Origin of the sequence: Cohnella kolymensis (genome assembly GCF_000829465.1) — a bacterium.
In the GTDB taxonomy this organism is placed as follows: Bacteria; Bacillota; Bacilli; order Paenibacillales; family Paenibacillaceae; genus Cohnella; species Cohnella kolymensis.
Genome location: NZ_JXAL01000030.1, coordinates 31,368 through 52,977 on the forward strand (window position 1 = coordinate 31,368; position 21,610 = coordinate 52,977).

16 protein-coding genes, 2 rRNA genes and 5 pseudogenes are annotated in these 21,610 nt (G+C 53.5%); 2 read left to right on the plus strand and 21 right to left on the minus strand.

Annotation, left to right across the window (positions count from 1 at the left end):
• Positions 1-91: 91 nt before the first annotated feature.
• From sigH to SD71_RS19475, 10 genes and pseudogenes are all read right to left on the minus strand, one after another.
• On the minus strand, positions 92-742 hold the full coding sequence (gene sigH, locus SD71_RS19430) for an RNA polymerase sporulation sigma factor SigH (protein ID WP_041066981.1): 651 nt from the start codon (positions 740-742) through the stop codon (positions 92-94).
• Positions 743-873: 131 nt separating this feature from the next.
• Complete coding sequence (locus SD71_RS19435) at positions 874-1,419, minus strand: NYN domain-containing protein (RefSeq protein ID WP_041066984.1); 546 nt, start codon at positions 1,417-1,419, stop codon at positions 874-876.
• Entirely contained in the window at positions 1,406-2,338 is a 933-nt protein-coding gene (gene rlmB / locus SD71_RS19440) for a 23S rRNA (guanosine(2251)-2'-O)-methyltransferase RlmB (RefSeq protein WP_082034367.1), read from the minus strand. The genes SD71_RS19435 and rlmB overlap by 14 nt, the downstream gene beginning before the upstream one ends.
• A 41-nt stretch (positions 2,339-2,379) precedes the next feature.
• Positions 2,380-2,811, minus strand: coding sequence for a Mini-ribonuclease 3 (locus tag SD71_RS19445; RefSeq protein ID WP_052476428.1), 432 nt, complete (start codon positions 2,809-2,811; stop codon positions 2,380-2,382).
• The gene (gene cysS, locus SD71_RS19450; protein ID WP_041066987.1) at positions 2,808-4,220 is read right to left on the minus strand and encodes a cysteine--tRNA ligase; all 1,413 of its coding nucleotides are present in this window, start codon (positions 4,218-4,220) and stop codon (positions 2,808-2,810) included. Before cysS ends, SD71_RS19445 begins: the two co-directional genes overlap by 4 nt.
• Positions 4,221-4,225: 5 nt before the next feature.
• Positions 4,226-4,927, minus strand: a complete 702-nt coding sequence (gene cysE, locus SD71_RS19455) for a serine O-acetyltransferase (protein WP_041066990.1) — start codon at positions 4,925-4,927, stop codon at positions 4,226-4,228.
• A gap of 401 nt (positions 4,928-5,328) precedes the next feature.
• A pseudogene (gene gltX, locus SD71_RS19460) lies at positions 5,329-6,800 on the minus strand (glutamate--tRNA ligase).
• A gap of 43 nt (positions 6,801-6,843) precedes the next feature.
• Positions 6,844-7,326 (minus strand): 2-C-methyl-D-erythritol 2,4-cyclodiphosphate synthase, encoded by a 483-nt coding sequence (ispF, locus tag SD71_RS19465; protein ID WP_041066993.1) that lies wholly within the window; start codon positions 7,324-7,326, stop codon positions 6,844-6,846.
• Positions 7,319-8,023, minus strand: coding sequence for a 2-C-methyl-D-erythritol 4-phosphate cytidylyltransferase (ispD, locus tag SD71_RS19470; RefSeq protein ID WP_041066996.1), 705 nt, complete (start codon positions 8,021-8,023; stop codon positions 7,319-7,321). The genes ispF and ispD overlap by 8 nt, the downstream gene beginning before the upstream one ends.
• A 98-nt stretch (positions 8,024-8,121) precedes the next feature.
• Complete coding sequence (locus tag SD71_RS19475) at positions 8,122-9,210, minus strand: PIN/TRAM domain-containing protein (protein WP_082034368.1); 1,089 nt, start codon at positions 9,208-9,210, stop codon at positions 8,122-8,124.
• Positions 9,211-9,404: 194 nt separating this feature from the next.
• Between SD71_RS19475 and SD71_RS19480 the strand changes: the two genes are divergently transcribed.
• Positions 9,405-9,800: a nucleoside triphosphate pyrophosphohydrolase family protein gene (locus SD71_RS19480; protein WP_041067002.1), complete on the plus strand. Its 396-nt coding sequence runs from the start codon at positions 9,405-9,407 to the stop codon at positions 9,798-9,800.
• Positions 9,801-9,945: 145 nt separating this feature from the next.
• Here the strand turns inward: SD71_RS19480 and pssA are convergent.
• The 8 genes and pseudogenes from pssA to SD71_RS19520 form a co-directional block, all read right to left on the minus strand.
• Positions 9,946-10,684: pseudogene (gene pssA / locus SD71_RS19485) on the minus strand (CDP-diacylglycerol--serine O-phosphatidyltransferase).
• 154 nt (positions 10,685-10,838) lie between these two features.
• Positions 10,839-11,894 (minus strand): annotated as a pseudogene (gene disA / locus SD71_RS19490) (DNA integrity scanning diadenylate cyclase DisA); the annotation flags it as partial.
• 133 nt (positions 11,895-12,027) lie between these two features.
• A complete protein-coding gene (gene radA, locus SD71_RS19495; RefSeq protein ID WP_041067007.1) occupies positions 12,028-13,395 on the minus strand; it encodes a DNA repair protein RadA in 1,368 nt (455 codons plus the stop codon).
• A 67-nt stretch (positions 13,396-13,462) separates the two neighbouring features.
• A complete protein-coding gene (locus SD71_RS19500; RefSeq protein WP_152619517.1) occupies positions 13,463-13,678 on the minus strand; it encodes a hypothetical protein in 216 nt (71 codons plus the stop codon).
• Between the two features lie 166 nt (positions 13,679-13,844).
• A pseudogene (locus tag SD71_RS19505) lies at positions 13,845-16,287 on the minus strand (ATP-dependent Clp protease ATP-binding subunit).
• A 38-nt stretch (positions 16,288-16,325) separates the two neighbouring features.
• Positions 16,326-17,390 carry a protein arginine kinase gene (locus tag SD71_RS19510; RefSeq protein WP_041067013.1) on the minus strand — a complete coding sequence of 355 codons (1,065 nt, stop codon included), beginning with the start codon at positions 17,388-17,390 and terminating at the stop codon, positions 16,326-16,328.
• Between the two features lie 16 nt (positions 17,391-17,406).
• A pseudogene (locus SD71_RS19515) lies at positions 17,407-17,918 on the minus strand (UvrB/UvrC motif-containing protein).
• 27 nt (positions 17,919-17,945) lie between these two features.
• Entirely contained in the window at positions 17,946-18,407 is a 462-nt protein-coding gene (locus tag SD71_RS19520) for a CtsR family transcriptional regulator (protein ID WP_041067016.1), read from the minus strand.
• A gap of 237 nt (positions 18,408-18,644) precedes the next feature.
• Here SD71_RS19520 and SD71_RS19525 point away from each other — a divergent pair, with 237 nt between their 5' ends.
• Positions 18,645-20,021 carry an amino acid permease gene (locus tag SD71_RS19525; RefSeq protein WP_235427249.1) on the plus strand — a complete coding sequence of 459 codons (1,377 nt, stop codon included), beginning with the start codon at positions 18,645-18,647 and terminating at the stop codon, positions 20,019-20,021.
• Here SD71_RS19525 and SD71_RS19530 read toward each other — a convergent pair.
• From SD71_RS19530 to SD71_RS19540, 3 genes are all read right to left on the minus strand, one after another.
• Positions 19,994-20,620, minus strand: coding sequence for a LysE family transporter (locus SD71_RS19530; protein ID WP_041067019.1), 627 nt, complete (start codon positions 20,618-20,620; stop codon positions 19,994-19,996). The two genes, SD71_RS19525 and SD71_RS19530, sit on opposite strands and share 28 nt — an antisense overlap.
• Before the next feature lie 404 nt (positions 20,621-21,024).
• Positions 21,025-21,141 (minus strand): 5S ribosomal RNA (gene rrf, locus SD71_RS19535).
• A gap of 189 nt (positions 21,142-21,330) precedes the next feature.
• Positions 21,331-21,610: ribosomal RNA gene (locus tag SD71_RS19540) — 23S ribosomal RNA — on the minus strand; the annotation flags it as partial.

Below are 21,610 nucleotides of genomic sequence, written 5' to 3' on the forward strand. Positions count from 1 at the left end.
GCTCGGATTCGGCGAATCACTGATCTAAAACCCCATAAAAAAAGCAGCTCATGATCGGCTGCCGGAAGTTACTATTATAATGGCGGTACGCTTAACTTACGATATCGCGAACTTCAAGATAACGTTCCAGCTTTCGCTTCACTCGCTGCAAGGCGTTATCTATTGATTTCACATGCCTGTCGAGATCGACGGCAATTTCCTGGTAGGAGCGTCCGTCCAAATAGAGCATGAGCACCTTGCGCTCCAAGTCGCTCAAGATTTCCGACATCTTGTCCTCGAGGCCCGAAAACTCCTCGCGGTTAATGATCATTTCCTCAGGATCCGAGACTCTCGAACCGCATATGACGTCAAGCAGCGTCCGATCCGAGTCTTCATCATAGATGGGCTTGTCCAACGAGACATAGGAATTCAGAGGAATGTGCTTCTGCCTTGTCGCGGTCTTGATCGCAGTAATGATCTGGCGCGTGATGCACAGCTCTGCAAAAGCCTTAAACGAAGCGAGCTTGTCACCCTTAAAATCCCGAATTGCCTTGTACAAGCCGATCATGCCCTCTTGCACGATATCTTCCCGTTCGGCACCGATTAAGAAGTAGGAGCGCGCTTTAGCCCTTACGAAATTGCGGTACTTATTAATAAGGAACTCCAACGCTTCGCCGTCTCCGAGCCGGACAAACTCTACGATGTCCTCGTCGGCCTTGAAGTCGTATTCACCTGCTGCCAGCTTCTCCAAGTCGACGCTCACGAACGATCCCTCCGGTCTGCATTGGCGTGCTGGAACTTACAATCTACCAAACTATTACCAATATACTTGATGAAACGCATAGCGTCAACCAATTTAGCTATTTCTCGTGTTTTGATAGAGTGTTAAAAATGTCATTTATCTCCATCAAACGACCCGCTGCCACCCCTTCTCATCTGCTCCAGCCTGCGTTGGATATCCTCGCTGACAACGGCGTCTAACGGATTTCGCTTCGGCGCAGGGTCCCGCTTGATCGTCGCTTGAATCTCGGCCCGGCTTTGCCGAACTTTCAGCCGCAGCTCGGGAGCGGGCATGCGAAGCGCTCCGCGTCCGAAAGCCACATGCTGCTCCACCTGATCGGAAGTCGCCACGTAAACATGCCGGCGGACGGAAATCCACTCGCCCACGAGACGTTCGATACACTCGTCGGCCGTTTCCTTCTCCCGGGTAAACACGACCTTGAGCCGCCGATGCCGATACTGCGCCCCGAGCCCGGGAACACGAAACGCGTCGAATACGACGATCACGGTCAGGCCCGCGTAGCTCTGGTAATCGGACAGCATGTCCAGAAGGCGGTCCCGCGCATCCTCCAGCTTCTGCTGCTTAAGCGCCGCCAGTTCGGGCCATGCTCCGATGATGTTATATCCATCGACCAGCAGCACGTCTTCACGTTGAAGCATTCGACTCTCCCTTGCCGCCGGCCGAGGACCCTCCCGTCTTTTGCTGCTTCGCCTGCCGCTGGCGCACCGCTTCATATAGAATGACGCCGGCAGCGACCGAAGCATTCAGCGAGTTGATTCTGCCGTACATCGGAAGGGACAGGATAAAATCGCAATTCTCCCGCACAAGCCGCGACAAACCTTTGCCTTCACTGCCGATAACGACAGCAAGCGGTCCGGTCAGATCGGTCTCATAAAAACCCGACTCCGCTCCGATGTCCGCTCCGGCAATCCAGACGCCGGCAGCCTTGAGCTTGTCCATCGTTTGCACCAGATTGGCCACTCTTGCGACCGGAACATATTCAACGGCTCCAGCCGACGTTTTGGCGACGACTGCAGTCAATCCTGCACTCCTCCGCTTCGGCACAACAACGCCATGAGCGCCGGCACAATCAACCGTCCTTAATACGGACCCGAGATTGTGCGGATCCTCGACTTCATCCAACAACACGAGGAGCGGCGGCTCACTGCGCTCTGCAGCGCGTGCGAGCAGATCTTCAACTTCCGCATACGAAACGGCCGCCGCTTGTGCCACGACGCCCTGATGCTGCATATCCGGCACCAACTGATCCAGCTTGCGTTTCTCCACCTGCTGAATGACAATCCCGCGCGCTCTGGCTTCCTCCATAATCGGCTGCACCAAATGACGCTGAGCCTGATTTGACAGCCAGATTTTATTCAGAGAGCGGCCGGACTTGAGAGCCTCGAGCACCGGGTGTTTTCCTGCCAAATATTCTTCTTCCGGTTTCAAGGATACATCTTCGTCAACGAGGGAGCTGTCGGCGGATTTCTCCTTGCGCGGAGGATATGTGCGAGCGTCCGATTTCTGCGAAGAGAATCGGCTTCCAGGCGGTTTAGGGCCGCGGCTGCGGTTGTTCATAAGTTCTTCGTCCTTTCCGTATCGCGATTCGTGTCTGTGTCTTATTCCTCGGCAAAGGCCAATTCCACCAGCTGCTCCAACCGTTCCTTCCGCCCCGTGTAATACAAATACCCGACAAGACATTCGAGCGCAGTCGCGTGCCTGTATTCGCCGGGATCGGCGTTTTTGGGGGGCTGGCCGGATTTCGTATTCCGGCCCCGGCGCACGATGTCCGCTTCTTCTTCCGTGAGTAACGGCTGCCACCGCTCCAACAGCTTGGCCTGCGCCGCAGCCGACACATACCGGATCGCGGCCCGGTGGAGTTCATGAGGCTTCCGGTTCGAACGGGCCACAAGCCGCTGCCGCACGTAAATCTCGAACACGGCATCTCCGACATAGGCGAGAACGACCGGGGACAACAGGTTCACCGGCACGTCTGCAGGAAGCACGGGAGAAATTACAGCATCGCTTGCCTGTCTGTCCGTTTCCGTCATTTGCGCCTCCATCTGATTCCCTGAGGAGTGTCTTCAAGGACGATACCCCGCTCTGCCAGCAAATCGCGTATCTCGTCGGCTCGCGCCCAGTTCCGGTTATGTCGGGCTTCAACCCGTTCGGCAATGAGCGCATCCACTTCTTCGTCCAGCAATGCCGCTTGAGCATCCTTCGGCAGCAGTCCGAGTATGTCGTCCAACTTTTGCATTTGTTCCAAGATGTAGTGCAAGTCGGATTCGCTTACCGTTTCTTTCCGCAAATACGCGTTGATTTCAGACACCATTCCGAACCATGCCGTGATCGCATCCGGCGTGCTGAAATCATCCTGCATGCGGGCATGGAATTCTTCCATAAGTGTGTTCAATCGTGCACGCAGCGCTTCATCCTCCGCCGGTGACAAATTACCTTTGGCGACTGTAGTAAGCCGGTGTTTGACATTATCCCGGCAGTTCGTCAATCTTTCCACGCTGTTCTCCGCCTGACGGATCGTTTCTTCACTGAAGTTAAGCGGGCTGCGATAGTGTGTCGTCAGCATCAAATAGCGTACGGCCTGCGTTTTGGTAGCTTGCAGCAATTGACGCACATTAATGCCGTTGCCGAGCGACTTTGACATTTTTTCGTTGTTCACGTTGACAAAGCCATTGTGCATCCAATAGCGCGACAGAGGTTCGTGCGTCAATGATTCGGATTGGGCGATTTCGCACTCGTGATGGGGAAACTGCAGATCCTGCCCGCCGCCATGAATGTCCAAGGTGTCTCCTGCATACTTGCGAACCATGGCGGAGCATTCAATGTGCCAGCCCGGCCGGCCGTCGCCCCATGGACTGGACCAAGAGATTTCACCCGGTTTCGCCGCCTTCCAGAGAACAAAGTCCTGCGGATTCTCCTTCCGCTTGTCGACCTCTATCCGTATGCCGTACTGCAGCTCATCCAGGTTTTTGTGGGAAAGCTTCCCATACTCCGGAAAGGTTGATGTACGGAAATAAACGTCTCCGCCGTTCTCATATGCCGAGCCCTGCTCAACCAGTTCCCGAATGAAGTCGATAATTTCCGCCATGTTCTCCGTCACGCGCGGGGATGCGCTGGACGGACGAACTCCGAGAGCCTCCCTGTCCTCGTTAAATGCATGGATGTATCGTTCCGCCAACTCCGGCACAGTGGCGCCCTCTTCAGCGGCTTTGCGGATCATTTTGTCATCGACATCGGTAAAGTTCATCAGGTAATTCACCTCGAACCCGACAGCTTCCAGGTAACGCCGTACGACATCGAAGAATATAACCGGCCGAGAGTTACCGATATGAATGTATCCGTAGACGGTCGGTCCGCACACATACATGTTCACTTTTCCCGGTTCGCGCGGCACAAACTGCTCGAGGGATTGGCTCATGCTGTTATAGATTTTAAGGTTCATGGGCCTTAGCTCCTTTTCTTATCATACGCCGGCACGCTTACGGGTTCGGACTCCACGCTGTCGGCTTTTGGTTTAAGGCGATCGATTTCAGCTTTCAATTCGTTGATCTCTTTTTGCATGAAACGGAATGTTTCGATGAGCGGATCGGGCAGGTTCGTATGATCCAGCCGGTCTTCGATTCTTTTGCCGTTCCGCTTGACGATCCGGCCGGGAATGCCCACTACCGTGCTGTTGGGGGGCACTTCGCGCAGCACGACTGAATTGGCGCCGATGTTGGAGTGATCCCCCACGCTGAAGGAACCGAGCACTTTCGCGCCCGAGGCAATGACAACCCGATTGCCGATGGTAGGATGGCGTTTTCCTTTTTCTTTACCCGTCCCGCCCAATGTTACCCCTTGATAGATGATAACCTCGTCGCCGATTTCGCAGGTTTCACCGATGACGACGCCCATTCCATGGTCGATGAACAGCTTTCGTCCGATGCGAGCTCCGGGATGGATCTCGATGCCTGTAAAAAACCGGCTGACTTGCGAAATGATCCGGGCCATCGAAAACAACCGGCGGCGGTAAAAGAAATGGGCGACTCGATGGGCCCAGATGGCGTGCAATCCGGAGTAAGTAAAGATCACTTCAAACCAGCCGCGCGCCGCCGGGTCGTTCTCGAATACCGCATCGATATCGGATCGGATGGTGCGCCAGAATCCCATCTCAAGTCCCCCTTACTGTGCTGAAAATAAAAAAAGCCCCTGCAGCATGCGCTGCAGAGACGTTGTTATACGTGGTCCCACTCTGCTTGAGCTTCCGCCCTGAACGGCGTGAAGCTTCTCCAAGACCGATAACGGGGTCTGCCCGGCACCGCCTACCCGGCACAGTCCGACAGGCTCGCTTCTACGCGATGTCAGGCAGGTCCAATCGGCGGTACGGCTCACAGGCGCATTTCGGCTTCGCAGGAATGAGGCGGCTCACAGCCGGGACCGCCCTCTCTGGTCATTCGCTACGCGAAACTTACTTCTCCTGATCTTCGCACATTCTCAATATAGAGCAAGTATATCCCAACCTGCTGCGGGTGACAAGAGATGCAAATTTACCGTGCAGGTTGTTATTGAGACTAACCTCGTTGCGCTAGCTGCTCCTGCAGCCGTTTCAAAACCCGCTCGCGGCCTAGCAGCCAAATTGTGCCGTTCAAGTCCGGACCGTGCATCTGTCCGGTGAGCGCGACCCTGATCGGCATGAATAATCCTTTGCCTTTGATTCCAGTTTCTCCTTGCACCGCTTAATCATCCCTTTGATTCCCTCGACGGTGAATCCCTGCTCTCCGACAGCTTCCACTCCGCGGCGGAACGCTTCCAGCACAACGGGTACGGTGTCCTCGGCCATAACCAGCCTTGCCTCATCGTCAAGTTCAGCTCTGTCCGTAAAGAACAAGTCGGAGAGAGGAACAATTTCGGCGCCGTAGCGGAGATGATCACGGAATAAAGTGATCAGCACGGTCGCCCATTCCAGCTCTTGTCCGGCCGGCTCTTTCGGCAGCCGGCCTGCCGCCTTCAGATGGGGAATGCACAGGGAGACCACGCGCTCCGCGGGCAGCTGCTTCAAATAGTGCTGGTTCAGCCAGTTGAGCTTGGCCGTATCGAATACCGCAGGGCTTTTGGACAAGCGCTCCGCTTTGAATATGTCGATCAGCTGCTGCCGGGTGAAGATTTCCTCTTCCCCTTCCGGAGACCAGCCGAGTAACGCGATGAAATTAAACAGCGCTTCCGGCAAAAAGCCCAATTGATCATACTGCTCGATAAACTGCACAATCGACTCGTCGCGCTTGGACAGCTTTTTGCGGTTTTCATTCACGATCAGGGTCATATGCCCGAATTCAGGCGGCGTCCAATCATGCGCTTCATAGATCATCAGCTGCCGAGGCGTGTTGGTGATATGATCTTCTCCCCGCAGAACATGGGTAATGTCCATCAAATGGTCATCGAGAGCAACCGCATAATTGTAAGTTGGGATCCCGTCTTTCTTGACGATGACGAAATCGCCGAAATCCTCGGAACGGAAAGAGATTTCGCCTTTTACGATGTCGTTGAACGTATACGTCCTGTCGGCGGGAACCGCAAACCGCACACTGGGCACCCGGCCTTCCGCTGCCAGCCGGGCCTGCTCGTCCGCAGTCAAATGCCGGCACTTGCGCGAATAACTCGGCGTCTCACCGCGCGCAACCTGCTCCTCCCGCTCCCGCTCCAGCTCCTCTTCGGTGCAGTAACACCGGTATGCGAGCCCGCGGTCCAGCAGCTCCTGCCAATAGTTACGGTAGATGTCAAGGCGCTCCGTTTGACGATAGGGACCATATTCGCCGCCGACATCAACGCTCTCTTCCCAGTCGACGCCAAGCCATTTCAAGTAAGTAAGCTGGCTCTGTTCGCCCCCTGCGACGTTGCGTTTCACATCGGTATCTTCAATACGGATGATGAAGTCGCCGCCGTGATGGCGGGCAAACAAGTAGTTGAAAATAGCGGTGCGCGCATTGCCGATGTGCAGATGCCCTGTCGGGCTCGGAGCATAGCGTACTCGGACTTTGGTGGACATGTCTATTCCTCCATTCAGTAAGTACATTAAATATAAATTCCGCTTATGATTGCGATTGAATCAAGCACACAACCGCCTGCGCTGCAATGCCTTCGCCGCGGCCGGTGAAGCCAAGCCGCTCGGAGGTTGTCGCTTTCACGTTGACTTGCGATTCCCCGCATTCAAGCGCACGGGCTATGACGGCAACCATCTGCGGGATGTAAGGCGCCATCTTCGGCGCTTGCGCAATAATGGTCGCGTCGGCGTTCCCCAATATATAGCCGCGGTCTTTGGCCAGCCGCCACACATGCTGCAGCAGCTTCACGCTGTCCGCGTCCTTATATTCCGGATCGGTGTCGGGAAAGTGTTTGCCGATATCTCCGAGAGCCAGCGCACCCAGTATAGCATCGCTGATCGCGTGCAACAGGACATCGGCGTCCGAATGTCCCAGCAGCCCCTTCGCAAAGGGAATGTCGACACCGCCGACAATGCACGGTCGTCCTTCGACAAGCTGATGCACATCAAATCCTTGCCCTACTCTAATCATCGCGGCTTTTCTCCCCATGACGCCTCGTTAACAGCATTTCCGCTAGAAGCAAGTCTTCCGGCGTCGTTATTTTGAAATTCGTATAGTCGCCTACCACAATGGCAATCTTCCGTCCCATCCGCTCAAGAAGCATGGCGTCGTCTGTGGCCGGTGTTCCGCCCGATTGAGCGCGCCGATGGGCTTCTATCAACTCAATACGGGAAAAAGCCTGGGGCGTCTGCACACTCCACAACGTACTTCGATCCGGCGTGTCCACGATAAACCCTTTGCCGTCCGACACTTTAATCGTATCTTTAACAGGGACAGCCAGCGCCGAGGCCCCATGCGCCTGCGCAGCCCGGCAGCAAGACTCGATGTGCGCAGAGGTTACGAACGGGCGCGCCGCATCGTGGACAAGCACGCCGTCCGTATCCAATGCGGACAATCCGGCGAATACACTTTGCTGCCTCTCCCGGCCGCCGGTTTCTATCGAGGTCACTTTGTGAAAGCCTTCCGCCCTTACGAGCTCTGCTGCCCTCGCTTCCTCACCCGGCGCAGCGATCACCACGATAGAGGCCACCGCCGGACAGCGCTCGAAAGCATCCAGCGTATGCGCCAGAACCGGCCGCCCCCCGAGCAGCAAATAAGGCTTGTTCTCGCCCGCCCGCATGCGGGTACCGCGGCCGGCGGCAACCACAACCGCTCCCCATGTCATCATCTAATCGTGCTCCCCGGTATGACAAATCTACTCTCCCAAAATAACGAAAGACGGGACCGAAGAGCGCGTCCCGCCCGTATTCTTTTTATCATACCTTTTCAAAGCGCTTTTTCCAATAGCTTCGGCTTCGCGAAGATCATCCGGCCTGCGGACGTCTGCAGCACGCTGGTTACAAGAACCTCCATCGTCGTGCCGATAAAATCCCTGCCGCCCTCGACCACGATCATCGTACCGTCATCGAGATACGCCACGCCTTGTCCATGCTCCTTGCCGTCCTTGATCACCTGAACGACAATCTCTTCGCCCGGAAGCACGACAGGCTTAACCGCATTCGCTAAGTCGTTGATGTTAAGCACGGATACCCCTTGCAATTCGCAGACTTTGTTGAGATTAAAGTCGTTAGTGACGACTTTGCCCTGCATCGCCTTGGCGAGCTTCACCAGCTTGCTGTCCACTTCGCCCGGCTCTTCGCCCGCTTCCTCGTAGATGAGCACTTTGACATCCAGCTCTTTCTGGATTTTGTTCAGGATGTCGAGCCCCCTGCGTCCACGATTGCGTTTGAGCAAATCTGACGAATCCGCAATATGCTGCAGCTCCTCCAGAACAAATTCCGGAATAACCAATGTGCCTTCAATAAACCCCGTTTTGCAGATGTCCGCAATACGCCCGTCAATAATGACACTCGTATCTAGAATTTTATGTTCTTCAAAACGCGGCCCTTCCTGTACCGGCAATTCCACCACTCTGCGGGTGCGAAACCAGTCTCCGATCTCCTCTTTTTTGCGAAGGCCGATCCGGGTTCCCGCATATCCGAATGTCAACGCCGTTCCAGCTGCGAGCAACGCGCCGACACGCGGAATGTCAGTCACAAAAGGATACAGGAATGAAGAAAGTGCAAGTCCAAAGGTTAAGCCGCCGAGCCCGGCCAGCAAATCTGCCATCGGAATGCCCGACAATCTTTCTACTGCTCTCTGCAGCGTTCGGGACAGCGGGTTCGCGACTACGGCAGCAAGCAGAAAGCCGGCGAACGCTCCGACCACAGCACCCATCGAACCTCCCGTCGCTGCGGGCACGCCAAGCAGCGGGTCCATCCACTGCGCACCGCCGGATACGCGCCAAGCCGAGAGCTCCTGGCCGAATAAAGCACCGAGCAGCAATCCCAGCGTTTGTATAACTCTTCTCATGATCATAAGATCACTCCCATACTTATTAAAATTGAAATTATCGTTACTAGTATGTTCCAATTTCCGGAAAGCAAACCCCTGGGCGGCCGCCGTACACAAAGTTATCAAAATTTAAGAATACACCTTTTGAAATCGGGGACGCGTTGCTCTATAATAAAAGAGGAAATGTAAAACTTTAGGTAACCGAGGTGGAACGGATGAGCGCACCTACGCTGCAGGAGTTCCAAAGTCAGGTGTCGGAACTGTTGCTCCGTCATCGCAGCCTGCTCGATGTTGTCACGAAGTACAGCCAATCCAATGCATCCGTCAATCGGGCCGTTGCCAAAGCCATAACAGAATGCGGCTGCATCGAACTGAAGGCGAAAAACCAGGGATTCTCTCCCGAGATGGAACTCGATCAGGCGAACCGCCAGTCCAAATCCCACATGCAAGGCCATCTATGCGAGCAATGCAGCGATATCATCCGTAGTGAAATGGGCAAAAATCTGTTCTACATGTCCGCAATGTGCAATGTGCTGGATATCAGCATGCAGGATGTCTTGTCCAAAGAGGCAGACAAATGTTCCACTCTGGGCTGGTTCAATTTAACTTAGAACGGATACCAAAAAAGCAGTCTCCCGAACGCAGGGAGGCTGCTTTGTCGTTATTGCTGACGCAAATAAAAAAAGCACCGGATTCTCACACTTCGTACAGGAGTGAGGCAGCCGATGCTTTCTTTATGATGAAAATCAGACGGTCTTAGGCGCTCCGTTTCGATCGCGAACGTTCGTCCGGAAGCTTGCGCTTGCGCCTGAAGCGTATCGAGAATAAGCGTTCAACGTTTTTTTTTTAGGCCCCACAAAGCATAGAGCAGCAGAAGAGCCAAAATCACTTTGGGAATGGCATCCTGGAACATGTATGCCAGTACAGCCGCTCCTACGACAACGAGAGGGATTGCCCACATGGCCGCTTTAGGTAAGCCTAACTTTTTGAAATTCGGATATTTCATATTACTGATCATTAAGTAGGATAAGGCAACGGTGCTGATCAACAACAGCGAGAAATGAAGCTCAGTATGAAACAACGCCAGCGTAGCCAGCACGCCGCCCGCGGCCGGGATCGGCAAACCGATAAAATACCCGGGAATGCCGTCGATTACGTTAAATCTTGCAAGCCGCAAAGCTCCGCAGATCGGAAAAATAGCGGTGATAATCCACGCGAGCGCGGAATTGACATCCAGGAATGCAGCTTGATACATAATAAAAGCAGGAGCGACACCAAAGGAGATGACATCCGACAGAGAGTCCAGCTCTTTGCCGAATTCGCTTTGCACGTTCAAGGCTCTGGCAACACGCCCGTCTAATCCGTCAAGAAGCATAGCTATGATTACCAGAAGAGCTGCACTGTTCGCCTGATCGTTAAATGCCAACATAATGGAAATTATGCCTAAGAACAGGTTGCCTATGGTAAACAAGTTCGGTATGGATTTCGTAAACATATTTTGCCACCTCAACTTTACTATGCCCTGCTGATTCGAATCTAAGCGCGGCGGTGCGTAAGTGCGTTCGAGATCAGTTCTGAATGTTAAGCAGGCAATAGATTATGTGGACATTCTTGGAATGGCCGTAAGAACATTACCAATTGTAGACCCCTTAAATCTGTCTGTCAATAAAGACCTGCTCCTGAATCCGCTTCAGACCTTCCCTGATTGCGCGGGCACGGACTTCGCCGATGCCGTCCACTTCGTCCAGTTCTTCCGTTGAAGCCATAACAATGTGAGGCAGCGCGCCGAAGCGTTCCACCAGATTATGAATGATAATGCTGGGGAGACGGGGAATCTTGCTTAACATCCGGTAGCCGCGCGGCAGGAAGCCTTCTTCCGCCACCGAGCTGAGCGAAGGATAACCGAGCAGGCGAATCAGATGATTGGTATCCAGCAGCTCCTCGGAAGACAGCTTGCGAATGGCCATCTGGATTTCGCGGACCTTATCATCCTCGTCGTCTTTGGCATAATCCTTGAGCAGCAGCCAGGCTTCCTCTTCCGCCGTACCGACAAGCTCTTCCTTTTGCATGCTGATCAGGCGGCCTTCGTTGCCCAGCTCCAGCACATAGCGGTTGATTTCGTTGTTGATGCGCAGCACCATCTCCGCCCGCTGGATAACATAGGCTACTTCATGTATAGTAACCAACTCTTCGTATTCCAACGCTGACAGATTGGTCAGAGCTTGGCTGAATACGGCCCGATACTTCTCCAAAGTTTGAATCGCTTGATTGGCTTTCGTCAGAATGACGCCCATATCTTTCAAGGCATAACGCAATTGTCCCTGATAAAGAGTAATGACGGTCCTCCGCTGGGAGATCGATACGACCAGCTTGCCCGTTTGTTTGGCAACACGCTCAGCCGTACGGTGACGGATTCCGGTTTCGATCGAGGAGATGGAAGAGTCGGGTATGAGCTGCGTATTGGCATAAAGAATTCTTTTGCCGTCCTCGCTCAGAATAATGGCTCCATCCATCTTGGCCAGCTCGTACAAATAGTTAGGGCTGAAATCGCAGTTGATGGAAAAACCGCCGTCTACAACCTCCATCACCTCAGGGCTATATCCGACAACGATCAAGCCGCCGGTTTTGGCGCGGAGCACATTTTCCAGCCCGTCGCGGAGAGGGGTACCGGGTGCGACAAGTTCGAGCAGCTGGTTCATCGTTTCCTTGTGATGTTCTTTGTCCTTGTATTCTTTATCTCTGTCTCTGTCCCGATCTTTATCTCTATACTCCTTGTCTTTGGGGCTCTTTTTCTTCTAGGTTCTTTTTCTTTTTGTTCCTTCATGTTGTGGATACCCCCTATTCCAGAGCTGCTTTTAACGCTTGTGCCACCGATGTTACCCCAAGCAGCTGGATGCCGTTCGGCGGCTGCCAGCCCTTCATGCTTTGTTCCGGCAGGATCACGCGCTTGAAGCCGAGCTTGTGAGCTTCCTTGACCCTCTGCTCGGCGCGGGATACCGCGCGGACTTCCCCGGTTAACCCCACTTCGCCGAAGATGACGTCGAACGGACGGGTGGGCAAATCTTTGAAACTGGAAGCCAAGCTCACGGCGGCCGCTAAATCCGCCGCAGGCTCGTCAAGTTTCACGCCGCCGGCGACATTCAGATAGGCGTCCTGATTCTGCAGGAACATCCCCATCCTCTTCTCCAGCACGGCAATAACGAGTGACATGCGGTGATGATCGAGTCCGGAACACATCCGGCGCGGCGATGGAAAATGAGTAGGCGAAACAAGCGCCTGCAATTCCACCAGCACCGGGCGAGTACCTTCCATGCTGGCCACCACGGTGGAGCCGGACACGCCGAGCGGCCGCTCCGACAGAAATAATTCGGACGGATTGGTGACTTCCCGCAACCCATCCTCGGTCATATCGAAAATGCCGATTTCATTGGTCGAACCGAATCGGTTCTTGACCGCTCGTAAAATCCGGTACGTATGATGACGTTCACCTTCGAAATAAAGCACGCAATCCACCATGTGCTCCAGCAGGCGAGGGCCGGCGATGGCGCCTTCCTTGGTGACATGGCCGACGAGCACCGTCGCGACCCCGTTGACTTTGGAAATCCGCATAAAATGCGCGGTGCACTCTCTCACTTGAGAGACACTGCCCGGTGCGGACGCCACTTCCGGCCGGTACACGGTCTGAATCGAGTCGATGACGAGGAAGTCCGGCTGAACCTCGGATATCGCTTCTTCAATAACCTCGAGATTCGTTTCACAGAGCACGAACAGCCTGTCATTGAGAGCCCCCAGCCGGTCGGCGCGCAGCTTGGTCTGCCGCACCGATTCCTCGCCGGATACGTACAGAACCTTCAGTCCCTGTGCCGACAAGGCATGTGATGTCTGCAGCAGGAGCGTGGATTTGCCGATGCCGGGATCGCCGCCGACGAGCAGCAGCGAACCCGGGACGAGGCCGCCTCCCAGCACCCGGTTCAATTCCGATAATCCGGTGGGAACGCGCGGCTCGCGTCCACTCTCTATTTCTATGATCGAACGCGCCTTTTCTTTCGTCCTAAGCAGATCACTTCGGCCTACAGGCGCTTTCACAATTGTTTCCGTTTCCTCCGCCATGGTATTCCACGCGTGGCATCCGGGACATTTGCCCATCCACTTGGGAGATTCCGTGCCGCATTCCGTACAGGCGAACTTGATTTTGACCTTGGCCATCGAAAGGCAATACTCCTTTGGGAATGGGTTCAAATTTATATATCGGCGCTCATTAATATTTCTGCTATTAGAAGTTTACCATGTTAATGATTTTGGAGAAACCAAAATTTATGACGGACCCAGCACCTTTTACCCGAGCCTTGTCCAGATCAACCATATTATGATAATTAAGATCAAGAGCCCTCCGGAGGTCCAAAGCAAAAACAATAATAACTTCAAAAGCAGGATTAACAGCAGAGAAGCGCCGATCGCCAATGCCAAACCGCTTAAACTCCTTTTCCACCAATAGCTTCTGTTCCCTCTATACATACCTTTTTCCCTCCCGTTGGGCAAAAAAAGACTCTCCGCGTTGGACGCCGCAATTACGGCGATACGGAGAGTCTTTCTTGCCGTCTAACGCTGCTATAAGGTATGGCAAGCAGCGCCGGAGGGTGACGTTAAACCATGAATTAAGAGTGAGACGTTACTTCATCTTTATGCTTCACGATCAGCTCGCCGTCTTGTTCGTCGATCACAAGAGTGTCGCCTTTAGTGATCTTGCCCATCAGCAATCTTCGACAGACGGTCTTCAATATGCTTCTGAATCGCGCGGCGTAAAGGACGAGCGCCGTATTGCGGGTCATAGCCTTGCTTCGCAAGGAAATTATTCGCCGCGTCGGTGAGATCGAATTGAACGTCGTGTTCCACCAAGCGTTTGCGAAGATCGTTCGCCATGAGAGAAACGATCTGCGCGATATGCTCTTGCTCCAGCGGATGGAATACGATCGTTTCATCCAGCCGGTTCAGGAACTCGGGTCGGAACGACTTCTTAAGTTCGGTGAGAACTTTGTCCTTCATGTTCTCGTATTCATGGCCGACATTGGTTGACGCGGTAAAGCCAAGCGTAGAATTGCGTTTGATTTGCTCTGCCCCGACGTTCGAGGTCATGATGATAAGCGTATTGCGGAAGTCGACGGTGCGGCCCTTGGAGTCGGTCAGACGGCCATCCTCAAGCACCTGAAGCAGCACGTTAAATACTTCAGGATGAGCTTTCTCGATTTCATCGAGCAGTACGACCGAGTAAGGCTTGCGGCGAACTTTCTCCGTCAATTGACCGCCCTCTTCGTAGCCGACGTATCCCGGAGGCGCTCCGACCAGTCTCGATGTCGAGTGCTTCTCCATATACTCGGACATGTCAATCCGGATGACGGCATTCTCGTCGCCGAACATGGCTTCTGCTATCGCTCTGGCCAGCTCTGTCTTACCGACGCCGGTCGGACCGAGGAAGATGAACGATCCCATAGGACGCTTCGGATCTTTGAGGCCGGCGCGGGCACGGCGGATCGCGCGTGCTACGGACTTGACCGCTTCCTCCTGACCGATGACGCGGTTGTGAAGGATGTCTTCCATCTTCAGCAAACGCTGCGTCTCTTCTTCAGCCAGCTTGGTCACAGGGATACCGGTCCAGCTTGCCACAACCTGGGCGATATCTTCCGGAGTGACTTCCGAATCGGTACGGCCTTGTTTTTCTTTCCATTGATTTTTCGTAGAGTCGAGCTCTTCGCGAATTTTTTGCTCCGTGTCGCGAAGTGCGGCGGCTTTTTCGAACTCCTGACTCTGAACGGCTGCGTCTTTCTCCTTGCGGATATCGTCAAGACGGGTTTCCAGCTGCTTCAAGTTAGGCGGTACGGTATAGGAGTTCAACCTGACTTTCGATCCTGCTTCGTCGATCAAGTCGATCGCTTTATCCGGCAGGAACCGGTCGGTGATATAACGATCGGAAAGCGTAACCGCCGCCTTGATGGCATCGTCCGTAATTTTGACGCGATGGTGCGCTTCATAACGGTCGCGCAAGCCCATCAGAATCAGGACCGCTTCGTCAGGTGAAGGCTGATCCACGGTAATCGGTTGGAAACGACGCTCGAGCGCCGCATCCTTCTCGATATATTTGCGGTATTCGTCCAATGTTGTTGCACCGATACATTGCAGCTCACCGCGAGCGAGCGCAGGCTTCAGGATGTTGGACGCGTCGATGGCGCCTTCCGCGCCGCCTGCCCCGATCAACGTATGAAGCTCGTCAATGAACAAGATGACGTTGCCCGCTTGGCGAATTTCGTCCATGATCTTTTTCAGGCGGTCTTCGAATTCCCCGCGGTATTTCGTACCCGCAACCACGGAGCCCATGTCCAGCGTCATCACCCGTTTGTCACGCAAGGTTTCAGGAATTTCATTGTCGATGATTCTTTGAGCGAGGCCTTCCGCGATGGCAGTCTTACCGACGCCAGGTTCGCCGATCAGCACAGGATTGTTCTTCGTCCGCCGGGAAAGCACTTGAATGACTCGCTCGATTTCCTTCTGTCGTCCGATGACGGGATCGATATTGTTATCGCGGGCGCTGGCGGTCAAGTCTCGAGCCAGACCGTCCAATGTAGGCGTGCTGACGTTAGCCGAAGGACCGTGGTTCGCAGAAACGTTCTCGTTGCTGCCGAGAAGCTGAAGAACTTGCTGGCGCGCTTTGTTCAGGCTGATGCCCAGATTGTTCAGCACGCGGGCCGCGACGCCTTCGCCTTCACGAATGAGACCGAGCAAAATATGCTCTGTACCGACATAAGTGTGGCCCAGCTTGCGGGCTTCGTCCATGGACAGCTCGATGACTTTTTTCGCACGCGGGGTGTAAGCGATGTTAGTGGGCTGCTCTTGGCCGCGGCCGATGAGCGACTCCACCTCGTCCTGAATTTTCTCGAGACCGAGCCCAAGCGCGATCAACGCTTTGGCGGCAATGCTTTCACCTTCACGGATCAATCCGAGCAATATGTGTTCCGTACCGATGTTGTTATGTCCCAAGCGCACCGCTTCTTCTTGAGCCAGAGCCAATACCTTCTGCGCGCGTTCGGTGAATCTTCCGAACATCATGAGACAACACCTCCCCTATTAAGTTAAGAATAAAACATTTATGAGCCGGTTGCCAGCCGAGAGCGGATCAATTCCGCTCTTGTCATATCCCGCTGCTCCGGACTAAGCGCTTCACCATAGGTCTGCTGCAGGAATCCTGGCTGTGTCGACACCAGCAGTTCATTCAACGTTTGATCCTTCACGTCATCGATCAAACCTAAATGTACGCCAAGCCGTATATCGGACAGCCGCTGCGAAGCTTCTTTCGAATCCATGATCATCGCTTGAGTCAATATACCGAAAGACCGGCGTATCCTGTCTTCCACACGGGGCCGGGACTCGGACAGCAGCTTCGTGCGCGCCGCTTTTTCATGCTCGATCATTTGGCGGGCAACTTGGTGCAAGTTTTCAATTATTTCTTGTTCGGATTGTCCCAGTGTGATCTGGTTCGAAACCTGGAACAGATTGCCGGCAGCTTCGCTGCCCTCACCGTATAAGCCGCGAACGGCCAGACCGACCTGCGTGACGGCCGACAATATGCGATTGATCTGTCCCGTAATGACGAGTGCCGGTAAATGCATCATGACGGATGCCCGTATGCCTGTGCCTACGTTGGTCGGGCAGCTGGTCAAGTAGCCGTGCTTCTCGTCAAAAGCGTAGTCGACCTGTTCCTCGAAGATATCGTCAATTTTGCTCGCCCAATCCCATGCCTGGCGGATCTGGAAACCCGAGCATAGACATTGAATGCGCAAATGGTCTTCTTCGTTAATCATAATGCTGATCGCTTCGTTCGGGCTGAGAATCAAAGCCCCATTGCGGGACTCGTTCGCCAGATTCGGGCTGATCAGGTGCTTTTCCACTAGTACAAGCTTCTCCAGTTCGGTCAAATCCGATAACCGGATCCGTTCCAATTGGCCCAAGCCGTTCAGCCTTCCGCTCTCGGCGACATCCAGAAGCTGCTCCATGACGGACTGGGATTGCTGCGGTTCAGCCATCATGGGAAAAGGCATACTGCGAATATTGCGCGCGATCCGGACCCGGCTGCTTATCACCACATCGGAGTCCGGGCCTTCGCCTTTCATCCATTCGCTAAGCGGTTGCTTGACGTATTTACGTTTGGACATGGCGTCTACCCACCCTTCAGCCGTTCATTTCTTTCTCAAGCTCGCGAATCCGGTCACGCAGCTGCGCGGCAGCTTCAAAATCCTCGCGCTCGATTTTGCCTTGCATTTCCTTCTTTAAACGGTCAATGTCCCGTTTGGTCTTCAGCTTTCCTCCGGCGCGTTTGGGGACTTTACCGACGTGCACCGTGTTTCCGTGAACTCTTTTGAGGAGAGGATCGAGCCGCTCGGAAAATTGCTTATAACAATGGCTGCAGCCAAAGCGGCCGATTTTGCTGAATTGCGTGTAAGTCATGCCGCAATTCTCACACTGCAGTCCGACCTGCTTCGTGCCGCCGTTGGCCTTGGTGGCTTCGAAATCAAGCAGCCCGGAGAGCAGGCTGTGAATCGAAACCCGGCTTGCGTTCCCGGGATGAGTTCGCCCTTTTCCCTGGCGCACGTTTCGCAAATATGCAGCTCCGTTTTTTCCCCATTCACGATTTTCGTAAAATGCAGCGTTGCGGGGCGTTTGCCGCATTCCTGGCATTGCATGGCATCCCCTCCTAACCTTAGTTCACGCTATTTGGCCAATAGCGCAATGAGCATCGTTTTAAGCAGCTTCGCACGAATCTGGTCCCTTAATGGCAGCACCAGCACGAGAACATCCCTCGATACACCCGCGCGCAGCAATTGGGCCTCACGTGCTGTAATGAATCGAGCTTCCTCTAATTGATAAATTAACCCTTCCGCCGCGTTTTGATCGATCTGATCTCCGACGGTCTGGGCGATATGCCGCTGAACGGCTTCAAGGGAAGGAAGATCAACCTGCTGAATCCGGATGTAACCGCCGCCCCCGCGCTTGCTCTCGACGTAGTAACCTTTTTCCAATGTAAAGCGGGTGCTGATCACGTAATTGATCTGAGAAGGCACACAAGAAAACTTCTCCGCCAGTTCGCTTCGCTGGATCTCGACGGTGCCTTCCGAACTGTTCTGCAAAATTTGTTTGAGATAGCTTTCAATAAGATCGGATATATTTCGCAGCGTGGATCCCCCTTTCCGGAGCGGATCTGACTTTGACTTTCTTTGACTATATTACTATTATATGCTGAATTGATCAAGTTGCCAAGGGGGTTACAGAAGCCCCGGTCAAAGCCTTTACCCTTTTATTATGAGTTAAAAACTCACTGCTGAGCCATTTGCGTTGACGCATAAAACCGATCGATACGAGCATCTTATTTTAGCGCCCAGCCATATTTGTATTTTTCAGGAGACACGCGAATGTCGAAACAGCACAAACAAATGACCAGCAAGAAAAACCACGCTCCGCGTGAACAGCCGCTCAAGTGGTGGCAGCTTTCATTGCTGGGAGTGGCATGCACGATCGGCACGGGCTATTTTCTCGGCTCCGGTATCGCGATCAAAATGACCGGCCCCTCCATTTTATTCTCCTTCCTTTTAGCGGCCATCGCGACCTATTTCGTTTTTGATGCTTTAGCGCGGATGACGGCAGCGGAACCGATACAAGGCTCTTTTCGTTCGTTTGCAAAAAAAGCCTACGGCCAATGGGCGGGGTTCAGCAGCGGCTGGGTTTATTGGGTGTCGGAGATGCTCATCAGCGGAAGCCAGATGACGGCGTTGTCGCTTTTCACACGCTATTGGCTGCCGGATGTGCCGATGTGGATTTTTGCCGCGGGGTATTCGATTCTCGGGGTTGGCGTCATCTTATTGGGGACAAAAGGTTTCGAGAGCATCGAACATATACTGGCGGTCATGAAGCTGGCGGCGATTGTGATGTTCCTGGTGCTCGCTGCAGCCGCTTTGCTGGGTTGGATACATGGGGACACAGAGCCGCAGCGCTTCGGCGAAGCGTTCGATACGATGTTTGCGGCAGGCTTTATCGGGTGGTGGTCCGCGCTGATTTATGCTTTTTACGCTTTTGGAGGCATCGAGATCTTGGGCATTATGGCATTGAGACTGCGTGACCCCAGAGATGCTCCGAAAGCCGGTAAAGTCATGCTCATCCTGTTGACCACGCTCTATATCAGTTCTTTATTGCTCGCAATCTGGCTGGTGTCATGGCGGGTGTTCGACGCTACAGAAAGCCCGTTTATTGTGGCATTGAGACATTTTGACCTGCCGTTCGTCCCTCATCTTTTCAACGGAGTGCTGATCATTGCGGGATTTTCTACAATGGTGGCCTCCCTGTTTGCCGTTACCAATATGATGGTTACGCTCGCTAAAGATAACGATGCCCCCCGGTTGTTGGCGAAAAGCGTAAAAAAACGGCCGCTGCTGGCCATTTCCTTTACGACATTAGGTATGATTTTATCCATTGTGATTGCGTTCTTGCTCCCCGAGCGGGTATATGAGTATTTTACGACAGCGGCGGGCCTTATGCTCCTGTACAACTGGTTGTTTATCTTATTCTCGTCCGGGCGGATATTGGATCTCAGTGCGCTGGGTCAGACAAAAAGATGGCTGGGAATTGTGATCATCATTGCGGCGGTAATCGGTACGGTCACTCACCGGACAAGCCGTCCCGGGTTATGGATCAGCCTGTTGTTTCTGTTGATTATCGGAGGTGTCACGCTGATTATGAAAAGGGTGTGGCGCAAGCAGCAGCAGAGTCAGCCGAACAAAATGCGAAAAGCCTGAATACCGAAATAGCCTCCGAAGCCCAGTAATGAAAGACCTGACAGCACTGAGATCGCAGACATTAACGAGTTGGTCAGCAGCTTACGGAACGCGCTCGCCACACATGCCATTCCCAAATCCCATAAGATTAAACCGGCAATAATCCCGCTGCTGTAAATGATGAGCTGGGTTTGATTGGAGGCGGCCGCGGATTGAGCCAGAACGGATCCATAGATGCCGAGCCAGAAAAGAATGGATAAAGGGCTGGATACGGACATCAAAAAACCGGTGATCAGTGTTTTCCAGTGGGACTGTGAGTTTTTCGCAACGTGAAGCTGGGGGTTTCGCGCCGCCATTAAGCTCTCGAAGCCGGTATAAATGAGCACGAACGCTCCGAACAGCCAGAGAAAGGTTTTAATAAAAGGCTGATTAATAAAGTGAATGACTCCGAAAAACACAAGAATCATGTAGAAAATATCGGCAGCCATAGCTCCCAGCCCGATCAACCATGCATGGAGAAAGCCGCTCTTCAACCCTCTGTCAATCTGGGCGGCATTGATCGGTCCGAGAGGCGCTGAAATGGACAGCCCTAGTAAAAGATAGCTGAGAAAAACAGTCATCCTACGCCCCCTGCGCTTGCTTTTTGTACAAGTCTATTCAGCAGGGGGAGGTTGTACGCCTTGTTTCTTTTAAAGTGATGTGGAATTGCGTGAACGCATACTTGCGGCTCTGTTATATACTGCAGCGTTGAGCGCTAGTGTATCTGCATGATTAGCCGGCGTGCTGCACCGCGACAAAACATTCGGCCTGTAAACAACGATATGAAACATCACTAATGCGCTGCATTCACTTTTTCGCAATAACGATATAAAACATCGTACTTTTGCACTTTAGCAGCCCTCGCACTAAATAATATCCTCACATCGAGAGATAGATCCCTGGTCATCCGCACACCAAGATGCCGGACCCACTATGTACGAGCATACAAAAAAGACACCTTCATCTGAAGGTGTCTTTGCTTTTTGCCCGGCAACGTCCTACTCTCCCAGGACCCTGCGGTCCAAGTACCATCGGCGCTGGAGGTCTTAACGGTCGTGTTCGGTATGGGAACGCGTGGAACCCCTCCGCCATTATTACCAGACAGTTGCTGCAGGAAGCAATGCACGGCATTGCAAAGCAGACTTGTACAAGGCTTGCGCCTACTGTGCGATGAAATCGTCACAGCCCGCATGTGTGCAGGCAGCGTTGCGAAGCAACGCGTTGCACGCTTGCGCCTTGAAAACTGGATGCGAAACAAAGCGGGTGAAACGATCATCGATATCTGTGAATTTAGGATAAGCCCTCGACCGATTAGTACTCGTCAGCTGCACACGTTGCCGCGCTTCCACCCCGAGCCTATCAACCTGGTGTTCTTCCAGGGGTCTTACGAATTGGGAAATCTCATCTTGAGGCAGGCTTCGCGCTTAGATGCTTTCAGCGCTTATCCCTTCCGCACTTGGCTACCCAGCGATGCTCCTGGCGGAACAACTGGTACACCAGCGGTGCGTCCATCCCGGTCCTCTCGTACTAAGGACAGCCCCTCTCAAATTTCCTACGCCCGCGACAGATAG